Here is an 18,889-nt window from a genome sequence, read left to right on the forward strand (position 1 = left end):
AAAATATTATTTGTTTTTTGTAAAGAATTTTTGGGTAGGAAAAGGGGGTAATTTGTTGTTTATTAGTATGCTGTAAAGATCGAAAAACGATCGTTTAATGATATTAACAAAGCAGAACTGTTAAATTGATAACCTAAAAGTGTAAATATCTAATTACAAGAATCCAAAAAAAATTGACAAATAGATGGTGATATTTAAAATTGATGTATATTTGCAGCGCATTAAACGATCGTTTTTTAATTTGAATGAATCGTTCGTGCAGACAGCTTTCATGCATTGTTGCTGTGTAGAGTGAAGTGCGTGGAACACATGGCCGTAAATCAGGACCCGTGACAGGGTTAGTGCGCGAAGCGCGTCCGGGCGGTTCGTGTGTCCGGGGATTACAGAGACAAAGAAAATCATCGTTCGCTAGAAAATAGGGAAAGAATAAAAATAATGGTTGCGTGTAACAAGTTAAACTGGTATGCTGCTTATACCCGTGTAAATCAGGAATTATTGATCAAAAGAAAGCTGGATGAACTGGGGATCGAGAATTTTTTGCCCCAGGAGGAACAGGTACGAGAAACACCCGTTGGACGTAAAAAGATCCGGGTGCTTTTGATTCATGGGTTAATATTTATCCGGACGGATAAGGCAACAAGTTTTTCCTTGATAAATGATCATTCGTTGAATATTGTTTATTTGAAAGATATAGAGGGACGCCATTCGCTGGTAGTTCCGGATAAACAAATGCAGGATTTCATGTTTTTGTTGGATTTCTCAACTGGTAGCGTGGAGGTTTTGAACAAAGGAATCAAACGGGGTGATCGGGTAAGAGTTATTAAAGGTCCCTTGCAAGGATTGGAAGGAGAGTTGGTACGTTTGAAAAATCATAAACGTGTAATTATTCGTTTGGATGGGGTGGCCTCTATTGCTACTTCTTATATTCCAAGTTCGTTTCTTGAAAGAATAGAGTGATACAAAATAATGGAAAAAGGTTTATTTCACGAATTGTATAAACGGTCGTGTGAGTTAGAAATGGGGCGTTGTCCCTCCCCGGCGTTGTCAGGATTCTTGCATGGTTACTTGTCCGTGTACTCGATGGTTCGCGTCTATCCTTGGTTGGAAGAAAGTTTTGGGGAGACGTATGAAATTCATGAACGAGTGCGTGAGATCGCCCGGTTTATAGAGCCTCTGGCTGGAAACAAAAATCTCCCTGCAGATGTTCGGGCCGGTTACGTGGTGGATTTGATGGATGCTTACCAGTTATATTCAGACTTGAATTTCTTAAATACGGCGTTGGATGCGGCTTATGACATACTTACCCCGTGGGGAAGTGACAAAATTGTTTTACCGTGTCGTACCCCGAATATTTGCCGATTGTTATGTAATTGTTACTATTTCACGGGTGAAATGGAGGACGGGGTTTTGGCCGGTAGTTTGATTTCCGAGGCGCTTGGCTCTATTCGTGATTTGGGCCGTCAGGGATCGATGGTATGGTGGGATGCATTCTGTTTTTATGAAGATGTTGTTGGGGCAATGGAGTTGCCGGAACCTGAACGGGTACGATTGGCCGAAGAGCGAGTTCGGTTGGCCGTCAGTGTAAAGCAGGAGGAGGAGGAAATGATAGAACGTTTTGTCCTGTCTACCCGTGACGATTTGGAGTTATTCGGCCGGGTGTTTTGTATCTTGGCCAGGCGGGAGTTTGCCACCAATGACAAATTGTATGGTAGGAAGGAATAATTTAGACGTGATTCACAATATAAATCTCAGATTCCGGGAGATGCAACCCCCGGTTATAGCGTCTCCCTCAACGGTACTTCTAAGCCGGATCAGCTATTAATACCGGAGGGGACGCTCCTTTTTGAAGTTTGGTATAAATGAGATACTCCATTCATTCCATTTGTGATCGTTTGTGCGAGAGAAAGAAGTACGTTAATTCTTGGACGGTTCTTTTCGTGGACATTTTGTTGTCCGTGGGAAGTTCATTCGTGGCTCTTCTTTTTGTAGACAATTTTATTGTCGACTTGTCAAAGAATGCTTACTTGTTCGTCATTGTAGGATCGTTCTTGATCAGTCTTCTTGTGTTTATGGCGTTGGGGGTGAACAAAAATATAATTCGCCATGCCACCATAAAAAGTATCGGGAAGATGGGCGTTGCGATCTTTTTTAAGGAGGTGCTTTTACTAGGATTAGTTTCTCTTGTTGTTTCCCGGATGTTCAATAACCATGCTTTCGCCTGTTTTCTTGTTGATTTTCTAGTAACAACGGTGGTTCTTATCGGGTTTCGGGTGATGCTTGTACTTGTTTATGATTTGGTAATATCTCTGTATCGTTCAAGTAAAACGAGGGTGCTGGTGTACGGGACGGATGATAAAAGTGTGGCATTGAAGAAAAGAATGCACACGAGTAAGCACTATCACGTGGTGGGATTCGTGAATTCGGATAAGCAGCTTAAGTCTTACTCCATTTCGGAACTGCCGGTTTATTATTTTGAAGACGAGGCGAATTTTGCTTGTTTCGTGAAGAAATACAATATAAATGGTCTGCTATTTCCTTCTCCGGAGACAGCTCACCGGGAGGCTGAAGGGTTGGTACGTTACTGTCAGGCTCATGGAGTGAAAAACTTGGTGGCTCCACCCATAGACGTTTTGGGGGACGGGTTGAAGAAAACTGTTATCCGAGAAATCCGGATCGAGGATTTGCTTGGTAGGGAGGAAATCGAGATAAACACAAAGGAGATTGAAGCGAATTTTGCCGGAAAGGTCGTGATGGTAACGGGGGCAGCCGGGAGTATCGGTAGCGAGTTGTGTCGTCAACTGGCAACTTTGGGTGTAGCTCATTTGGTATTGTTTGATAATGCCGAGACCCCGATGCATGAACTCCGTCTTGAATTGGAACGGAATTTTTCAAGCTTAAAATTTACCCCTTTTATCGGTGATGTCCGGCAGAAAGAGCGTTTGCAAGGAGCTTTTGAGAAATTTCATCCGCAGGTGGTGTTTCATGCTGCGGCCTATAAACACGTTCCGTTGATGGAAGAGAACCCTTGCGAAGCCGTTCGGGTGAACGTGGTTGGTTCGAGACTCGTGGCTGACTTTTGTGTGGAGTACGGGGTGGACATGATGGTGATGATCTCGACGGACAAGGCGGTAAACCCGACTAACGTGATGGGGGCGTCGAAACGTTTGGCAGAGATATATGTGCAGAGTTTGGGACTGGCGATGGAACGAGGAGAGATCAGGGGAAAGACCCGGTTTGTGACCACCCGATTCGGGAATGTGCTGGGAAGTAACGGTAGTGTGATACCGTATTTCCGAAAACAAATAGAACAAGGTGGGCCGGTTACGGTAACCGATCCGAGAATCACTCGCTTTTTCATGACGATTTCGGAGGCATGTCGTTTGGTGATGGATGCGGCGACGATGAGTACTGGAAATCAGATCTTTATTTTTGACATGGGGAATCCCGTGAAAATTGTTGACTTGGCAGAAAGAATGATTCGATTAGCCGGATATACGCCAAATGAAGATATCAAAATCAAATTCATCGGTCTGAGGCCGGGAGAGAAGTTGTACGAGGAAGTACTAAGTAACGAGGAAAATACGGTACCCACGGGACATGATAAGATTCGGGTGGCTAAAGTCCGGGAGTACAAGCGAGAAGAGGTGCTGGGGGCTTACGATCAGTTGGCAGAATTGGCGTTGGCGGTGAAGGTGGAAGATTCCGTGCGATTGATGAAACAGGTGGTGCCGGAGTTTAAGTCGAGGAATTCGGTGTACGAAAAGTTGGATAAATAAATAAGAATTTATGATCAAAGTATTAGTCACGGGTGGTGCCGGTTTTATTGGTTCTAACCTTTGCGAGGCGTTGCTTGAAAGAGGTGATATCGTAACTTGTTTGGATAATTTTGCCACAGGGCATATTGAGAACTTGTTACCGTTGATTGAAAAATATCCCAATTGCTTCAAATTAGTCGTGGGAGATATTCGTAAGCTAGAGGATTGTCGTAAAGCGGTAAAAGGAATGGAATATGTTTTGCATGAAGCTGCTTTAGGATCAGTCCCGCGTTCAATCAAAGATCCCATTACTAGTAACGAGGTCAACATAAATGGTTTTTTAAATATGTTGATTGCATCTAGAGATGAGGGAATCAAACGTTTTATTTTTGCTGCTAGTTCTTCTACTTATGGTGATAGTCAATCCTTGCCTAAGGAGGAAGATGTAATCGGTAAACCGCTTTCTCCTTATGCGATAACGAAATACGTGAATGAGCTTTACGCAGATGTGTTTGCCAGAACTTACGGTATGGAATATATCGGGTTGCGCTATTTTAATGTATTTGGGAGAAGGCAGGATCCTTTCGGTGCTTATGCTGCAGTGATCCCCTTGTTTGTGAAACAGTTAATGAGGCACGAAAATCCGGTGATCAATGGGGATGGGGAATATAGTAGGGATTTCACATATATAGATAATGTTATACAAATGAATCAACTTGCCTTGGACGCAACGAATTTTGATGCGGTAAATCAAATTTATAATACGGCATTTGGGGAACGAACTACCTTGAATCAACTAGTGGGGTATTTAAAAGAATTCCTGGGAGAATTTGACGAAGAGATAAGAAAGATCGAAATATTGCACGGACCGAATCGGGTAGGAGACATTCCCTATTCCTTGGCGAGCATTGATAAAGCAAAAAGCTTGTTGGGATACGCACCGCAATATAGTATGAGGCTAGGTTTGCAGGAAACGGTGAAATGGTATTGGAATAATCTATAAGTAAAAACAATATAAACGAATTATGATGCAAGATGTGAAAATTTGCGTGATAGGTTTGGGGTATGTGGGGTTACCTCTCGCTCGGTTGTTTTCAACTAAATATGAAACGATAGGTTTTGATATGAACCAGAAACGGGTGGATGCTTTAATGGCAGGGCATGACGAAACCTTAGAGGTGAGCGATGAGTTATTACAAACGGCTATTTCTGATGGTTTTATTTGTACCTCGAATATTGAAAAAATACGGGATTGTAATTTTTATGTGGTGGCGGTACCGACACCTGTAGATGATAATAATAATCCTGATTTGACCCCGTTATATGGAGCTAGTACGACCGTGGGTAAGGTGATTTCTCGGGGAAATATCGTGGTTTATGAATCGACCGTTTATCCTGGGGTAACGGAAGACGAGTGTATTCCTGTGGTGGAAAAAGTGTCTGGATTAAAATTCAACAAGGATTTTTTTGCTGGCTATTCTCCAGAACGTATAAATCCAGGTGATAAGTTGCATACCGTGGAGAAAATCAAAAAAGTAACCTCGGGATCAACTCTGGAGGTAGGTCGAAAAATCGACGAAATTTACGCTTCGGTGATCGTTGCAGGGACACATCTGGCTCCTACAATAAAAGTGGCAGAGGCTGCAAAAGTAATCGAGAACTCTCAGCGAGATATAAATATCGCTTTCGTGAACGAGTTGTCAAAAATTTTTAATAAGCTAGGAATAGACACGCAAGATGTCCTTGAAGCTGCCAGTACCAAGTGGAACTTTCTACCTTTTAAGCCGGGACTTGTAGGGGGGCATTGTATAGGAGTGGATCCTTATTATCTGGCTCAATGTGCTCAACGACATGGATATAATCCAGAAATTATTTTGGCTGGCCGGCGAATGAATGATGGAATGGGAGAGTATGTGGCAAACGAGGTTGTTAAGTTGATGTTGAAAAAAGGGATTCAAGTGTTGAATTCAAAAATTTTGGTATTAGGTTTTACTTTTAAGGAAAATTGTCCAGATGTTCGAAATACGAAAGTGGTCGATATATATAAAGCCTTGAAAGAGTATAATCTTGATATTACTGTTTATGATCCATGGGCTAATCCTGTTATAGCTTTGTATGAGTATGGCGTTGAGATAACGAACGAGTCTCCAGTAGAGAAATTCGATACAGTGATTTTAGCGGTAGCCCATGAGGAATTCAGAAGGATAGATACTAGTTCGTTGTTGCATGGGAAACATGTTATTTTTGATGTGAAGGGATTTTTAAATCGGGATATTGTAGATGCGAGATTGTAACAAGTTTAGAGTAAAGATAATTTTAGTCGATCAAAATGTTTAGAAGAAAAGAAACTTATTACATATAAATTTTAGATGTTTACGAAAACGATTATTACTTCAATTCTTGATTCAATACAAAAATTTTCAGATAGAAATGCTTTTTGTATTGACAATATTTTTTATACTTACAAGCAATTTGCTGAAAATATTTCAAAAATAAGAATTGCTGTAAAAAATATCCCATTTTTTTAAAGACAACGCCCATCTGAATGACAATGGTGCACAAAGGTTTACCAAAATGCTAGTAGAGAAAATCAAAGAACTATAACGCATTGATATATGGGGTTAAAACAAAAAACAATTTTTGGATTAATTTGGACTTCTGCAGGAACGTTGGTGAATGGATTGATAAGTATTATTGTTACGATAGTTTTATCAAGAGTGTTAGAACCTTATGATTTTGCACTAATAGCATTATTAATTGTTTTTGTTGCAGTATCCAATGTTTTAATTGATAGTGGATTTACGCAGGCAATTATTCGGGATGATAACCCTTCGCAACAAGATCTGTCGACAGTTTTTTTCTTTAACTTCATAATGTCAATAATACTTTATGCGATATTGTTTTGTCTATCTCCCTATATTGCAACGTTCTTTGATGCTCCAGAATTGGAATTGTTATCAAAAGTCGTTTTTTTAGTGATTGTCTTCAATTCGGTTTCTATCATACAGAATGCGATGCTTAATAGAGAATTAAGATTTGCATGGGTTGCAGGGGCTACGGCTCTTTCGTATGTTATAGGAGGTATTGTCTCTGTAGTGATCGTATTTTTGGGATTTGGCGTGTGGGCCATTGTTGCTAATATGGTTATTCCTCCATTTGCGAAGAGTATTATTTTATGGGTAAAATCTTCTTGGAGACCATTGTTTACATTTAGTTTTAAGTCTTTGAAAAAATATTTGCATTTTGGAATATTTTTAACGATTCAAGGACTTATAGATGTCGTTGTTACAAATTTGAACTCGATCTTTATCGGGAAATTTTATACTAAAAGTGAACTAGGATATTATTCACAGGGTGGAAAAATGGATAGTTATGTTATTACTCCCATAGTGTCGGTATTACAAAAAGTAACTTATCCAATTCTTTCTAAAATTAAAAATGATGAAGAAAGGCTTAAAGAGGGATATAGAAAAATTATCACCATGACATTATTTACTTATTTGCCAATCGTTTTTTTTGTTATTATTTTCTCAAATCCTGTAATCGTGATGTTTTTGGGAGAAAAGTGGAGCGATGCGGGAATTTTTTTGAAAATTTCTGCCATAGGTAGTTTGATTTATCCATTACAAAAAATTTGTGAAAATATTGTGATGGTAAAAGGAAAAACAAGACAGATGTTATACATGGCATTAATTAAACAGACTCTGAGAATATTAGTGATGTTTTTGTTCGTTTATAGAGGAGTTCTGGCATTGGCTTGGGGATTTATGTTAACAGGGATTCTGGGAGGGCTATTATATATATATATTGGAATGAAATATCTTGGCTATACACTGGGTGAATTTTTGTGTGATAATGGAAAAATTGTATTGCTTTCATTTGGAGTGTCGTTATTATTGTATATTATTTTGATAAATATAGAGTTGGGGGGATTGTATATCATAATGGGGGGAATTTTTGTTTTTTGCGGATATTTATTTTTATCTTATTTATTAAATAGGGACAGAACCTGTGAATGGTTTGATATTATACGAGCGATAAGAAAAAGGTGATTAATTTGCTGTAATATGAAAATGAGGTATATTATATGGAAGATAGGTAATCAATTCAAGAAAGTGTTTACGTGGTGGTGTTGGGTGCTAAATTATATAGCGAGGTTTTCTACGTTGTCTGCTTTTTTAAGTATTTTTAAAATAGAATATTTTACGGCTTATTTGTGGCGATGTACAGGTTGTAATATAGGTAAACGAGTTTGCATCGGATGGGACGTGTATTGGGATGTTGGAAATGCTAAATTAATAACGATAGAGGATGATGTTTGGATAGCGAGTCGTGCCTTGATTTTATGTCATAAGAGAGAGATGTCTTTGTATTATAAAGGAGAATCTTATAAATCGTTGCCTCATAAACGTATGCCTGTAACTATAAAAAAGGGAGCTTGCGTAAGTATGGGGGCTATGATTATGCCAGGAGTAACTATTGGTGAAGGAGCGGTTGTCGGTGCTTATTCTCTTGTGAACAAGGATGTTCCAGCATGGACTATTGTGGCAGGAAATCCTGCGAAAGTAATCAAAGAAATAAAACCAAGAGGGTGATGAAATCGTTTAAATATTATATGCTTGCTGCTTGTGTGCGTGCTATGACTTATCTCTATAAACGTAGGGGATGGACAACGAATAGACATATAGTGGTAATTGAAAGTGATGATTGGGGAAGTATTCGAATGCCATCTTTGGAAGTAAGAAACGAGTTAATATCTAGGGGCGTAAGTATAGCTTCTTGTATATATGATAAAATTGATACATTAGCAGCGAATACGGATTTAGAGTTGTTGATGGAAGTATTGGATTCTGTAAAAGATGGCTGTGGAAATCCGGCAAAGATGACTTTAGATTGCGTGGTGGCTAATCCTGATTTTGAAAGGATAAAAGCTAATGGTTTTGTGAAATATGAGTACGAGTTATTTACAGAAACATTGAAACGCTATCCTCATCATGATAGAGTTTTTGAATTGTGGAAAGAGGGGATTAGACATAATGTGTTCAAACCTCAATTTCATGGAAGGGAGCATTTGAATGCATACTTGTGGTTGATGTTGTTACAAGATAAGCAACCAGAGGTGATGAAAGCATTTGATAAGGGTGTTATTTCAATGGATATAGATAAAAGGATTGATGCCAGGGGACATGTACTTGCTGCTTATAATGTTAAAAATGAAAAAGAGAGAAATTTTGTTGTGCAATCAATAAGAGAAGGAGGTGATTTGTTTGAGCAATTGTTTGGCTATCGGTCAAAATCTATGATTGCACCTTGTTATATTTGGGATGATTGTATAGAAGAAGTTGCGGCACAGGTGGGGATTCAATATTTACAAGGAGGAATTGTTCAGACCCAATCTGTATTAGAGAAAAGTTCTTTGAAATATCACTTTATGGGAGAGCAAAATAAATGTGGACAATATTATTTAACTCGAAATTGTTTTTTTGAACCGACACAAGATATTTCACTTGGTTTTGATCGTTGTTTACATGATTTAACATGTTGTTTCGAATTGAATAAACCTGCAATTATATCAACGCATCGTTTGAATTTTGTAGGAGAGTTAGAGGTTAAAAACCGGGATAAGAATCTTTTTGAATTCAAACGATTGTTGCAAGCAATAGTACAAAAGTATCCGGACGTAGAATTTATGTCTTCTGATGAATTAGGAGATGTGATTTCGATGGATCATAATACAAAATTTCAAATATGACAACGAAAACATTCATTAATAAAGCCTTTAAAGCTTTAATGCATCCCAATTTGATTTTGCATTTCATACTTGGTCAATTAGCCCCGTATATTTTAAACGATAGAATGTACATTCGTATGAAATATAGGTTAAATTTGAAAAGGAAGTGTAATTTAGATGCTCCAAAAATATTTCAAGAAAAATTGCAATGGATAAAATTGAATGACAGAAAGCCTATCTACCATCAAATGGTTGATAAAATTGAAGCGAAAAAATTTATAGCTGATAAAATTGGTGAAGAATATGTAATTCCAATGTTGGGAATGTGGGAGCGATTTGAAGATATTGACTTTGATGCCCTTCCTGATAGATTTATACTGAAATGTTCATTTGATAGTGGGTCTTATTATATATGTAAGGATAAATCCAAGCTGAATAAAGAAGAAATTAAGAAACACTTGCTTGTAAATTGGAAACACGATTATTATTGCTATAGTAGAGAATGGCCATATAAGGGACTAAAACATAGAATTCTTGCAGAATCATTAATTGCTGATCCTAAAGAATTAAAAGAATATAAATTTTTCTGTTTTAATGGTATTCCGAAATTTTATCAAAGTTGTTTAGATAGAAATAATGCTATTGGTGGGGCAATATTGAATTTTTTTGATCTTCAAGGGAATCTGTTGGAAGTGAAAGATGCAGAACATTCCCGAGAATCATTAGAAATTGCTCCTATTCCAACTAATTTGAATAAAATGATAGAATTAAGTCGGGTCTTGTCAAATGGAACATATTTTTTGCGGGTCGATTTTTATGAAGTAAATGGACAGATTTATGTCGGAGAATTTACCTTCTTTGAAAATGGAGGATTTTGTTATTTTATTCCTGAGAAATATAATAGTATTTGGGGGGATTGGATAAAATTGCCAACGGATTGAATTTCTATAATGTGTAGGAAGAGTTGTTCTTTTTAATATGATCTATTCTTTGGCGTTTGCTGTAATTGCCATATTATTGACAATTTTGGTATCCGGTTCATTTGTTTCGTGTAGTATGGCTATATTTACTTTTACTCTCGGACATTTGTATTGTAATACTGTAAATTGTTACGATAGATATTGGGCTCGTAAGGCATTTAATATTGTTTTTTCTCTTACAACCGTGTTTGCATGTATTCATTATTTGGATACAGTTGTGGATTGGAATGATTTCGCTATTGATTGGAAAGATGAATATAAATTTTGGTCCTTCACACAAGGGGGAAGTGCTAGTGATATAGGTGGTTTGTTTTATGATTGTTTTATTCGCAGAATTCATATTACAGATGAAGGCTATCTATTTTATATCACGGCATTAGCGTACGTTGCAAATAGTCTTTTTGATGGAAATCATCTGTTGTTACAATTTTTAGGGAGCGGTTTGTTTGGGAGTCTTGCTTCTATTGTATTATTTAAAATATATTCGAGATATTTGAATGCTAAAAAGGCTTATACTAATACATGGATTTTATCATTTTGTTCTGTCGTATTCTTTTATAGTTTTCAGCTTTTAAGAGATATACATATTTACTTTTTTTATTTGGTGGCCTTTAATATCTTACTTGATAGATTTAGAGTGAAAGGTGTTGTTACTTTGATCTTGATAACTATAATTGTTTTTCAGTTAAGATTTGCAAATGGGTTGTTTTGTCTTGCGCTGTTAGTATATTATTTTTATAAGCAGTTTCGGAAATATAAATGGCTTTTACCTTTATTTATTATAATTGTCATCTCAATATTTTTGAAATATTTTTGGGAAGATTATTACTCTGTAGTGCAAGCAATGAATAGGTACATGGAGTTTACTGAAGAGGCAATAGGGACGGAGCAGGGATTGTCTGCTGTTATAGTACAACTTCCTTCTGGAATTAAAGAAACAGTTTCCTTTCTCAATTTTATGCTTCAACCCTTTCCTTCATGGAATGGGTTATTAGAATCAATAAATATTTTTAACGGTATCGTTGAAATTCTTCCAGTGATATATCAATTATTTTGGTTTTTTGTATTTGCTTTGACTGTAAAATGGCTGATTTTTGATAAAAAGTTCAAGGAATTACCTCTTGATATGAGATGGTTGCTAATAATCGTTTTTATATTTATATGTTTGAATCTATCTAACCCTAATCAGAGACGGATTATGTGTGCCTATCCAATTATATTTTTGGTATATGCATATGTAAAAGAATATTGCATACCTGCAAAAGTTGTTCAAGGTAATAAAATTGTGGTATTTGTTTGTTGGAGCTGTATGGTTTTGATGTATTTATGTTTTAAATTTTAGATGTTTGAAGTATTCTTGTTTTGGACATATTTATTCTTATTGCTGATTTTTTGGGGGGAATATTAATATGAATTGTTATGAAAAAATATTGTTCGTTTCACCTAACCTTGGAAGTGGGGGTGGAGGAGCAGAGAGACAGATTGTAACTATTGCATGTTTGTTGAAAAATAGGGGTTATGAGGTGGAGTTTTTATGTTATTGTGATGGTGATTTCTATTATTATATTTTAGAGCAGCAACATATACCGGTATATTGGAAAATTTCATCAAGCTATTGGAAACGAATGATTTCTGTGAGGAAGTTTATTCGTAAAGGTAAATATGATGTTGTGATTTCTTTTCTTGAAACACCGAATTTTTTAAATAATTTTGCTGCGTTTGGGGGTAAGAACTGGAAAGTGATCACGGGTGAAAGGAGTGCAAAAGAGGAGCATTTTTTGTCAAGGAGAGGAAAAGTGTTTGCATGGTTTCAACGTTTTGCTGATTGTGTCGTGTGTAATTCGGAAAATGCTAGAAATATGTGGCAACAGTATTACCCGAATTATACAGATAAACTGTTCGTTATTTATAATAGTGTAAATTTACAACCGGTAACATCAACTTATTATCCCAAGCGGGAAGGGAAACTCCATATTTTGATTGCTGCAAGTTACCAGTATTTGAAGAATCCGATAGGTTTGATAAAAGCTATATCCATGATGAGTGCAGAAGATAAAGAAAAGCTTGTTGTAGATTGGTATGGAAGAGCTGAAATAACCAAAGGTGATACTCGATGTTATAATGAAGCTGTTCGGTTGGTTCAAGAGCATGGGTTACAGAATGTAATTCGTCTTAATTTTTCAACAGATCATATTCAAAATAAAATGAACGAAGCAGATGTCGTGGCCCTATTTTCACGGTTGGAAGGATTACCAAATGCTATTTGCGAGGGAATGACAATAGGTAAACCCATAGTGATGACAAGGGTTTCGGATTATGATGTATTAATAGATGAAACGAATGGTCTTTTGTGTGATTGGAATGACGTGGAATCAATTAAGAATGTTCTAATGAAAGTCGTTCGTCTTGATTGTGATGAGTTATTGTGTATGGGGGATTGCTCAAGGCAAAAAGCAATAGAATTATTTTCACGTGAGCGAGTAATTAACTCTTGGATTAATTTAATCAGTGATAAATATAAAGTTCAGTAGTTTCTGGGAGATGTTATAAAACATCGAGGATAGACATTTCAATAAATTTGAAGAATAACGAATTCGAAGAAGGTTGTGTCAGGATTGATCCTAGGATGATAATTTTACCATGGGGTGCAATTGGTTACGGGGGGCAATACTGGTACGGAAGTTATAGTTACCAAATACATAACATCTATTTTATCGTAGTTGGAGTTCTCGCTAAAATTTTGAGAATCAGAAAATAATTAAATGATGTGTTTTTTATAAAATGTTTGATCATGAATTATTCAGATTGGCAAATATACAAAAAGGGTATAATTTCGAAGCGAGCACCTCATATTCCACTTAAAGTTGAAGTTGATGAGTTGTTCAAGTATTTCAAAAGTGGGTGTTATGTTCGTTGGTATTCGAATTTCGACAAAGCGGAGTCTGAAAAGTTCTATTTTGTTATAAAGGATGGGGATTTTTCGATGGATACGATCTCCTCGAAAACAAGGAACATGGTTCGTCGATGTATAAGTGAATGTGTGGTACAAATAGTTGATTATCAGCAAATTGCTCGAGGGGGGGGGATTTGAAGTGTATCTATCTGAATGTCGGAGATTCGATAGAAAAGGATTTGGAGGAAATGTAAAGTCATTTGAAAATTGGGAGAGAGGAATAAGAAATGCTGCAGAGAGAGGGGAGGAGTTTTGGGGAGTGTTTTATCGGGATGAGGTTATAGCATATGGCGTTGCAAAGAGTTATGACGAGATTGTTGATCTAGTTACTTGGAAATGTAATTACGAAAAATATAAAAATTTCTACCCAGCTTATGGGTTGGTTTATAAAATGACCGAGTATTATTTGCAAAAAAATGGAGTAAAATACCTTAATGATGGAAATCGTTCTTTTTCGGAACATTCCCATGTACAAGATTTCCTTGTTAACAAATTTGGATATAGAAAAGCGTTCACGGAATTGAATGTATGTTTTAAATGGTGGTTGAAATTAGTCATTATATTGATTATTCCATTTGAGAAATGTATAAAAAATAAAGTGGTCTTGTCTTTTATAAGGATGTATAAATGGTCAAGATGAAAAAGGTATTAGTGTTGGGAGCCTTTGGTTATTTCTGTAATCAACTTGATGGGCAAACCATAAAAACTAGAAATGTGTATAATTTGTTACACGAGCGATATGCCGGGAAAGTATGGAGGGCGGATACTCTTAAATTAAAAAAGAATCCTCTGTTATTATTGGATTTGTTGTGGAAACTTATCAAATGTAATACTCTTATTATTATTCCTTGTTTGAATAATTTAACTTATATTTTCCCTGTTGTATATTACTTGTCAAAAATTTTTGGTTATGAGATAATTCATATATGCATTGGAGGATGGCAGGTGGAGTATTTTAAAGGTGATGAACGATTTGCTTCTCATCCTTTTCAATTAAGCTTGAGTAAAAAGATAAAGGCATTTATGCCGGAGATGGAAAAGGTAGATAATGATCTAAAGTTAGAATTTGGTTTTAATAACACGGTGGTCCTTACAAATTTTAGGGAAATAGATATCTCTATTGTAAATAGGAATAACACGAGGACATTGAAGTTAGTGTTTTTATCAAGAATCAATAAAAAAAAGGGATATCCAACTGTTTTTAATTTTGCTCAATATGTTCGAGAGAACGGATTAGACATTACAATTACTTTTTATGGAATGGTTGAAAGTGACGATAAGGAAGATTTTATGTTTTGTGTAAGTCAATTTCCTGATATTGTGACTTATGGAGGCCTTTTGTCACAAGAGATAATATCTCGAACCTTAGTAAACTATGACTTGATGCTATTTCCGACAAGATACTATACGGAAGGATTGCCTGGAACAATAATTGATGCCTATATTGCGAATCTTCCTGTAATTGCAACCGAGTGGAAACATGCTCGTGAATTTATCAAGGATGGAGAAACTGGTTTTATTGTGAGATTTGATAATTGTCAAAAAGAATTTGACGCAAGAATCATGGAATTATATAACAATAGAAAGAAACTTTCAGTGATGAAATGTAATGCTAAAAAAGAAGCGTTGCGTTTTACTGAAACTAACGGTTGGCAAGTTCTTTCTAAATATCTGTAAGATGTTAAAAATTTTGGGAGATATAAATTTTTCTGATGGCTTTTTTGATATGGGATTTGGTGTTGGTTCTGCCATTAAGAAAGGTTTCGATCCATTTGTAAAATTGTATAGAAAAAAGACGGATTTTTGGATCGGTAATTTGGAATGTGTTTGTGCGGATACTTCCGATAAACGGGGGGTATATGCTAAGCAGTTTCTAATTTCTCCTAGAGACTTGGTGTGTGTGAAACATCTTGATCTTTATGGGGTTGCAAACAATCACGTGATGCAACATGGAGAAAGTGCTTATCGTGAAATGTTATGGTATTTGGGTGATCATGGTGTTCAGTATGTTGGTAGTCTAGAAAGGAAAAGTACAACTTTTTTTCATGAAGGAAAAAAAGTTGGAATAATGGCTTTTAGTCAACGTCCTGAAAATTTCTCTCAACGTCCATTATACTGGTGTTTACCAGAATACGTCGAGATCCAAAGTGAATTAGCTAAATTGGCTGATTGTGATTTTAGAATCGTTTTTGTTCATTGGGGAAATGAATTTATAAATTATCCTTATTTGGATCAAAAGGCTTTTGCCCGTTTTATGGTTGATTGTGGAGCGGATTTAATCGTGGGAATGCATCCACACATCCTTCAAGGGTATGAAATTTATCATGGTAAATATATTTTTTATTCATTAGGTAATTGTGTTTTTAATATGGCTTGGGAACCCACAAAATATTCAATTATACTTCAAGTTGATTTGTCGGGTGATGCGATAATTTCTTATGAGTATCTTAAAATTGGGGATGATTATTTTCCAGAGATAGTGAAAGATGTTCCATCGGGTTACCGTATGGAAGATTTGAATAAGTTTATTACTCTTTCGAATGAGAACGAGATTTATTATAAACAGGTTTTTGCATACACAAGGAAATATAAGAAAGAAAACCGAAGAGATATAGCAACCCACTTCCTTAAATTAAATTTTAAGGATGCTATGGTCGTGATTAAAGATTTTATTAATAGAAGATTAAAATAACAAAATGCATATTACTACTAAAAGGAGTACAAGAATTCTTTTTGCTCCATTAATTAAACTTACGGAGTGGATGGGTGTTCATTTTCCTGTTACGCTTATTAAAATTCGTTATTTTTTTCGTTTTCATAAGTGTGTTAATTTGAAAAATCCAAGGGATTTAAATGAGAAGATATTATATCTAAAATTGTTTACTGATACATCTCGATGGTCTGTTTGTGCCGATAAGTATAGAGTAAGAGGATATGTCGAGAAATGTGGATTAGAAAACTATTTGGTCAAATTATATGGTGTTTGGTTTTGTGTTGATGATTTTCATCTAAAAGATTTACCGGATTCATTTATACTTAAAGCTAATAATGGAGATGGGAAAGGTTCTAATTTGGTCGTGAAAAATAAGTTTGATTGGAAAGAAGATGAATTGAGACATATCATTAAGACTTGGCTTGGTAAAAAAAATATCGGAGCATTAGCAGCAGAACCTCAATATAAAAAAATGACACCATGTGTTATTGCAGAGGAATTATTACCGTTGGAAAAAGGTGGTAAATCTCTTGTAGATTATAAGATATGGTGTTTCAACGGTAAACCATATTGTATTTGGACGTGTAGTGATAGAGATAACAATGGGACAGAAGTTATGACATATGATTTAGACTGGAAGCCAATGCCGGAAGTCTGTGTGTTTGACTCTCGTTATCGTGAGGGTAAAGTAATGGTTAAACCTCAAAATTTAAACGAAATGCTGACAGTGGCGGAATGTCTTGCAAAACCATTTCCTGAAGTTCGATTGGATTTATATAATGTGAATGGGAAAATTTATTTTGGAGAAATAACTTTTACGTCTCTTGGAGGTATGATGGACTTTTATACACCGGAGTTTCTATTGAAAATGGGTGGGATGGTTGATTTAAATTATAGTATGTGATATAATGAAATTTTAGGCTTCATGAATTCCGATATTTTAGCGTATTATCTGATTGAAGGGTAATAGCGAATAAAGGCTTTTGTAGCCTTTTTGTAAGGTCGTTTTTGTTATTGTCAGAGTTCTGATGTGTCAAATTATTTATTAATTATGCTTTCTGTTATTTGTCCTGTATACAACGAGGAAAAGTATATTGTTTCATGTATTGAGTCTATTTTACAACAAGATTATCCACGAAATGACATGGAAGTTTTGTTTGTGGACGGGATGAGTACGGATCGGACTCGAGAAATTATTGAAACTTACTTGCTGAAGTATTCTTTTTTGCGAGTGCTTGATAATCCTGAAAAAATAGTTCCTTGTGCTATGAATAAAGGAATTGTGGAATCTAGAGGTGAGGTTATTGTTAGGATTGATGCGCATACGTTATATGCAAAAAATTATTTTTCAGTACTTGTTAAGCAACTTGGGCAATTACAAGCAGATAATGTTGGCGCGGTTTGTAGAACTAATGTGTTGAACAAGAATGTAAAAACTCTTGCTATACGAGAAGTCTTGAGTAATAAGTTTGGGGTCGGTAATTCTGTATTTCGAACGGGAATTGACAGGATAATGGAGGTGGATACAGTGCCTTTTGGTTGTTGGCGACGGGAGGTGTTTGATAAATATGGGTATTATGATACAAGATTGGTTCGGAATCAAGATATAGAACTGAATAAACGGATTATTCGGGGAGGAGGAAAAATTTATATAGTTCCAGATACATATTGTACGTATTTGGCAAGGGAAACATTTGAAGCTCTTGCTAAAAATAATTATGGGAATGGTAAATGGAATATTTTGACAGTTTTTTATACAAGGCAATTCGACTCACTGTCTGTTCGCCATTTTGTACCATTATTTTTTTTGTTGTCGTTACTTTTGCCTCTCGTAGGTAGTTTGTGGTGGAGTTCATTGGTATGGCTTAGCGTTCTATCTGCAAGCTTATACTTGATGATATTTGGCTGGGTTAGTTTTTTGATAGCTTTTCGTGAAAAGTTGAATTTCATTTACCTTTTAGCTTGTTTTATTACGTTACATCTGTCTTATGGATGGGGATCTCTTATTGGTATTTTCAAGTTACCTTTTTTAAAATAGTATCTAGAATGGTTAAATTTATTTTTGACCGCATAATGGCCCTTATTGGTTTGTTATGTCTTTGGCCTGTGTTGCTTGTGGTGTGGGGGATGATTCGAGTGAAAATGCCTGATGGCCCAGCGTTGTTCAAGCAGAAGCGTGTGGGACTAAATGGACTAGTGTTTACGATGTACAAGTTTCGAAGTATGAAAGTGGGGCATGGTGGATCGTCTGTGTCTGTGGCTGGAGAAAGTCGGATAACACCCTTAGGTGCATTTCTTCGGAAATACAAGTTTGATGAGTTGCCTGAATTGTGGAATGTATTCGTTGGGGATATGAGTTTTGTTGGACCTCGTCCAGATGTGCCTGGATATGCTGATAATTTGAAAGGTGATGATATGCTGATATTGAAATCTCGGCCAGGAATCACGGGGCCCGCATCATTGAAATATCGTAACGAGGAAACAATTCTTGCTGGGGTTTCTGATCCGGAAAAGTATAATGATGAGGTGATATTTCCAGATAAGGTGAGGATAAATCTTTATTATTATCGTCATCCTTCTTTTCTGAAAGATCTTCAGATGATTATATGTACGGTGTTGGGGAAGAGAATGAGATATAATGATGAATTGATCTGAATGTTTATGCCTATTCTTATTTGAATTTATATCACATGGGATGGCGGTAGATATAGAGTAGTGTTTCAACAAAAGAATTGGAACGGAAATTACGTAAAATTG

General features: G+C 36.1%; 17 protein-coding genes. All 17 read left to right on the forward strand.

Annotated elements, in window-relative coordinates:
* Positions 1 to 435: 435 nt before the first annotated feature.
* The 17 genes from R8806_RS17260 (at position 436) to R8806_RS17340 (ending at position 18,787) form a co-directional block, all read left to right on the forward strand.
* Entirely contained in the window at positions 436 to 957 is a 522-nt protein-coding gene (locus R8806_RS17260; RefSeq protein WP_118260720.1) for a UpxY family transcription antiterminator, read from the forward strand.
* 9 nt (positions 958 to 966) lie between these two features.
* On the forward strand, positions 967 to 1,722 hold the full coding sequence (locus R8806_RS17265) for a hypothetical protein (protein WP_124316029.1): 756 nt from the start codon (positions 967 to 969) through the stop codon (positions 1,720 to 1,722).
* Positions 1,723 to 1,859: 137 nt separating this feature from the next.
* Positions 1,860 to 3,776 (forward strand): polysaccharide biosynthesis protein, encoded by a 1,917-nt coding sequence (locus tag R8806_RS17270; RefSeq protein ID WP_124316030.1) that lies wholly within the window; start codon positions 1,860 to 1,862, stop codon positions 3,774 to 3,776.
* A 10-nt stretch (positions 3,777 to 3,786) separates the two neighbouring features.
* Positions 3,787 to 4,758, forward strand: a complete 972-nt coding sequence (locus tag R8806_RS17275; RefSeq protein WP_124316031.1) for an SDR family oxidoreductase — start codon at positions 3,787 to 3,789, stop codon at positions 4,756 to 4,758.
* 25 nt (positions 4,759 to 4,783) lie between these two features.
* Positions 4,784 to 6,049, forward strand: a complete 1,266-nt coding sequence (locus R8806_RS17280; protein WP_124316033.1) for a nucleotide sugar dehydrogenase — start codon at positions 4,784 to 4,786, stop codon at positions 6,047 to 6,049.
* Positions 6,050 to 6,370: 321 nt separating this feature from the next.
* Positions 6,371 to 7,807, forward strand: a complete 1,437-nt coding sequence (locus tag R8806_RS17285; protein ID WP_317715723.1) for a lipopolysaccharide biosynthesis protein — start codon at positions 6,371 to 6,373, stop codon at positions 7,805 to 7,807.
* 15 nt (positions 7,808 to 7,822) lie between these two features.
* Positions 7,823 to 8,350, forward strand: coding sequence for an acyltransferase (locus R8806_RS17290; protein ID WP_124317965.1), 528 nt, complete (start codon positions 7,823 to 7,825; stop codon positions 8,348 to 8,350).
* Positions 8,350 to 9,507 carry a hypothetical protein gene (locus R8806_RS17295; RefSeq protein ID WP_124317966.1) on the forward strand — a complete coding sequence of 386 codons (1,158 nt, stop codon included), beginning with the start codon at positions 8,350 to 8,352 and terminating at the stop codon, positions 9,505 to 9,507. Before R8806_RS17290 ends, R8806_RS17295 begins: the two co-directional genes overlap by 1 nt.
* Positions 9,504 to 10,427 carry an ATP-grasp fold amidoligase family protein gene (locus R8806_RS17300; RefSeq protein ID WP_124317967.1) on the forward strand — a complete coding sequence of 308 codons (924 nt, stop codon included), beginning with the start codon at positions 9,504 to 9,506 and terminating at the stop codon, positions 10,425 to 10,427. Before R8806_RS17295 ends, R8806_RS17300 begins: the two co-directional genes overlap by 4 nt.
* A 115-nt stretch (positions 10,428 to 10,542) precedes the next feature.
* Positions 10,543 to 11,808, forward strand: coding sequence for a hypothetical protein (locus tag R8806_RS17305; RefSeq protein ID WP_151411544.1), 1,266 nt, complete (start codon positions 10,543 to 10,545; stop codon positions 11,806 to 11,808).
* Positions 11,809 to 11,875: 67 nt separating this feature from the next.
* The gene (locus R8806_RS17310) at positions 11,876 to 12,997 is read left to right on the forward strand and encodes a glycosyltransferase family 4 protein (protein WP_124318397.1); all 1,122 of its coding nucleotides are present in this window, start codon (positions 11,876 to 11,878) and stop codon (positions 12,995 to 12,997) included.
* Between the two features lie 522 nt (positions 12,998 to 13,519).
* Positions 13,520 to 14,059: a hypothetical protein gene (locus tag R8806_RS17315; RefSeq protein WP_151411543.1), complete on the forward strand. Its 540-nt coding sequence runs from the start codon at positions 13,520 to 13,522 to the stop codon at positions 14,057 to 14,059.
* Entirely contained in the window at positions 14,056 to 15,096 is a 1,041-nt protein-coding gene (locus tag R8806_RS17320; RefSeq protein WP_164719686.1) for a glycosyltransferase, read from the forward strand. Before R8806_RS17315 ends, R8806_RS17320 begins: the two co-directional genes overlap by 4 nt.
* A gap of 1 nt (position 15,097) precedes the next feature.
* Positions 15,098 to 16,111 carry a CapA family protein gene (locus R8806_RS17325; protein ID WP_124317125.1) on the forward strand — a complete coding sequence of 338 codons (1,014 nt, stop codon included), beginning with the start codon at positions 15,098 to 15,100 and terminating at the stop codon, positions 16,109 to 16,111.
* A 4-nt stretch (positions 16,112 to 16,115) separates the two neighbouring features.
* The gene (locus R8806_RS17330) at positions 16,116 to 17,036 is read left to right on the forward strand and encodes an ATP-grasp fold amidoligase family protein (RefSeq protein WP_124317126.1); all 921 of its coding nucleotides are present in this window, start codon (positions 16,116 to 16,118) and stop codon (positions 17,034 to 17,036) included.
* Between the two features lie 147 nt (positions 17,037 to 17,183).
* Complete coding sequence (locus R8806_RS17335; RefSeq protein WP_124317127.1) at positions 17,184 to 18,170, forward strand: glycosyltransferase family 2 protein; 987 nt, start codon at positions 17,184 to 17,186, stop codon at positions 18,168 to 18,170.
* An 8-nt stretch (positions 18,171 to 18,178) separates the two neighbouring features.
* Entirely contained in the window at positions 18,179 to 18,787 is a 609-nt protein-coding gene (locus R8806_RS17340; RefSeq protein ID WP_124317128.1) for a sugar transferase, read from the forward strand.
* Positions 18,788 to 18,889: the final 102 nt, after the last annotated feature.

This window comes from Butyricimonas faecihominis (assembly GCF_033096445.1).
In the GTDB taxonomy this organism is placed as follows: Bacteria; Bacteroidota; Bacteroidia; order Bacteroidales; family Marinifilaceae; genus Butyricimonas; species Butyricimonas faecihominis.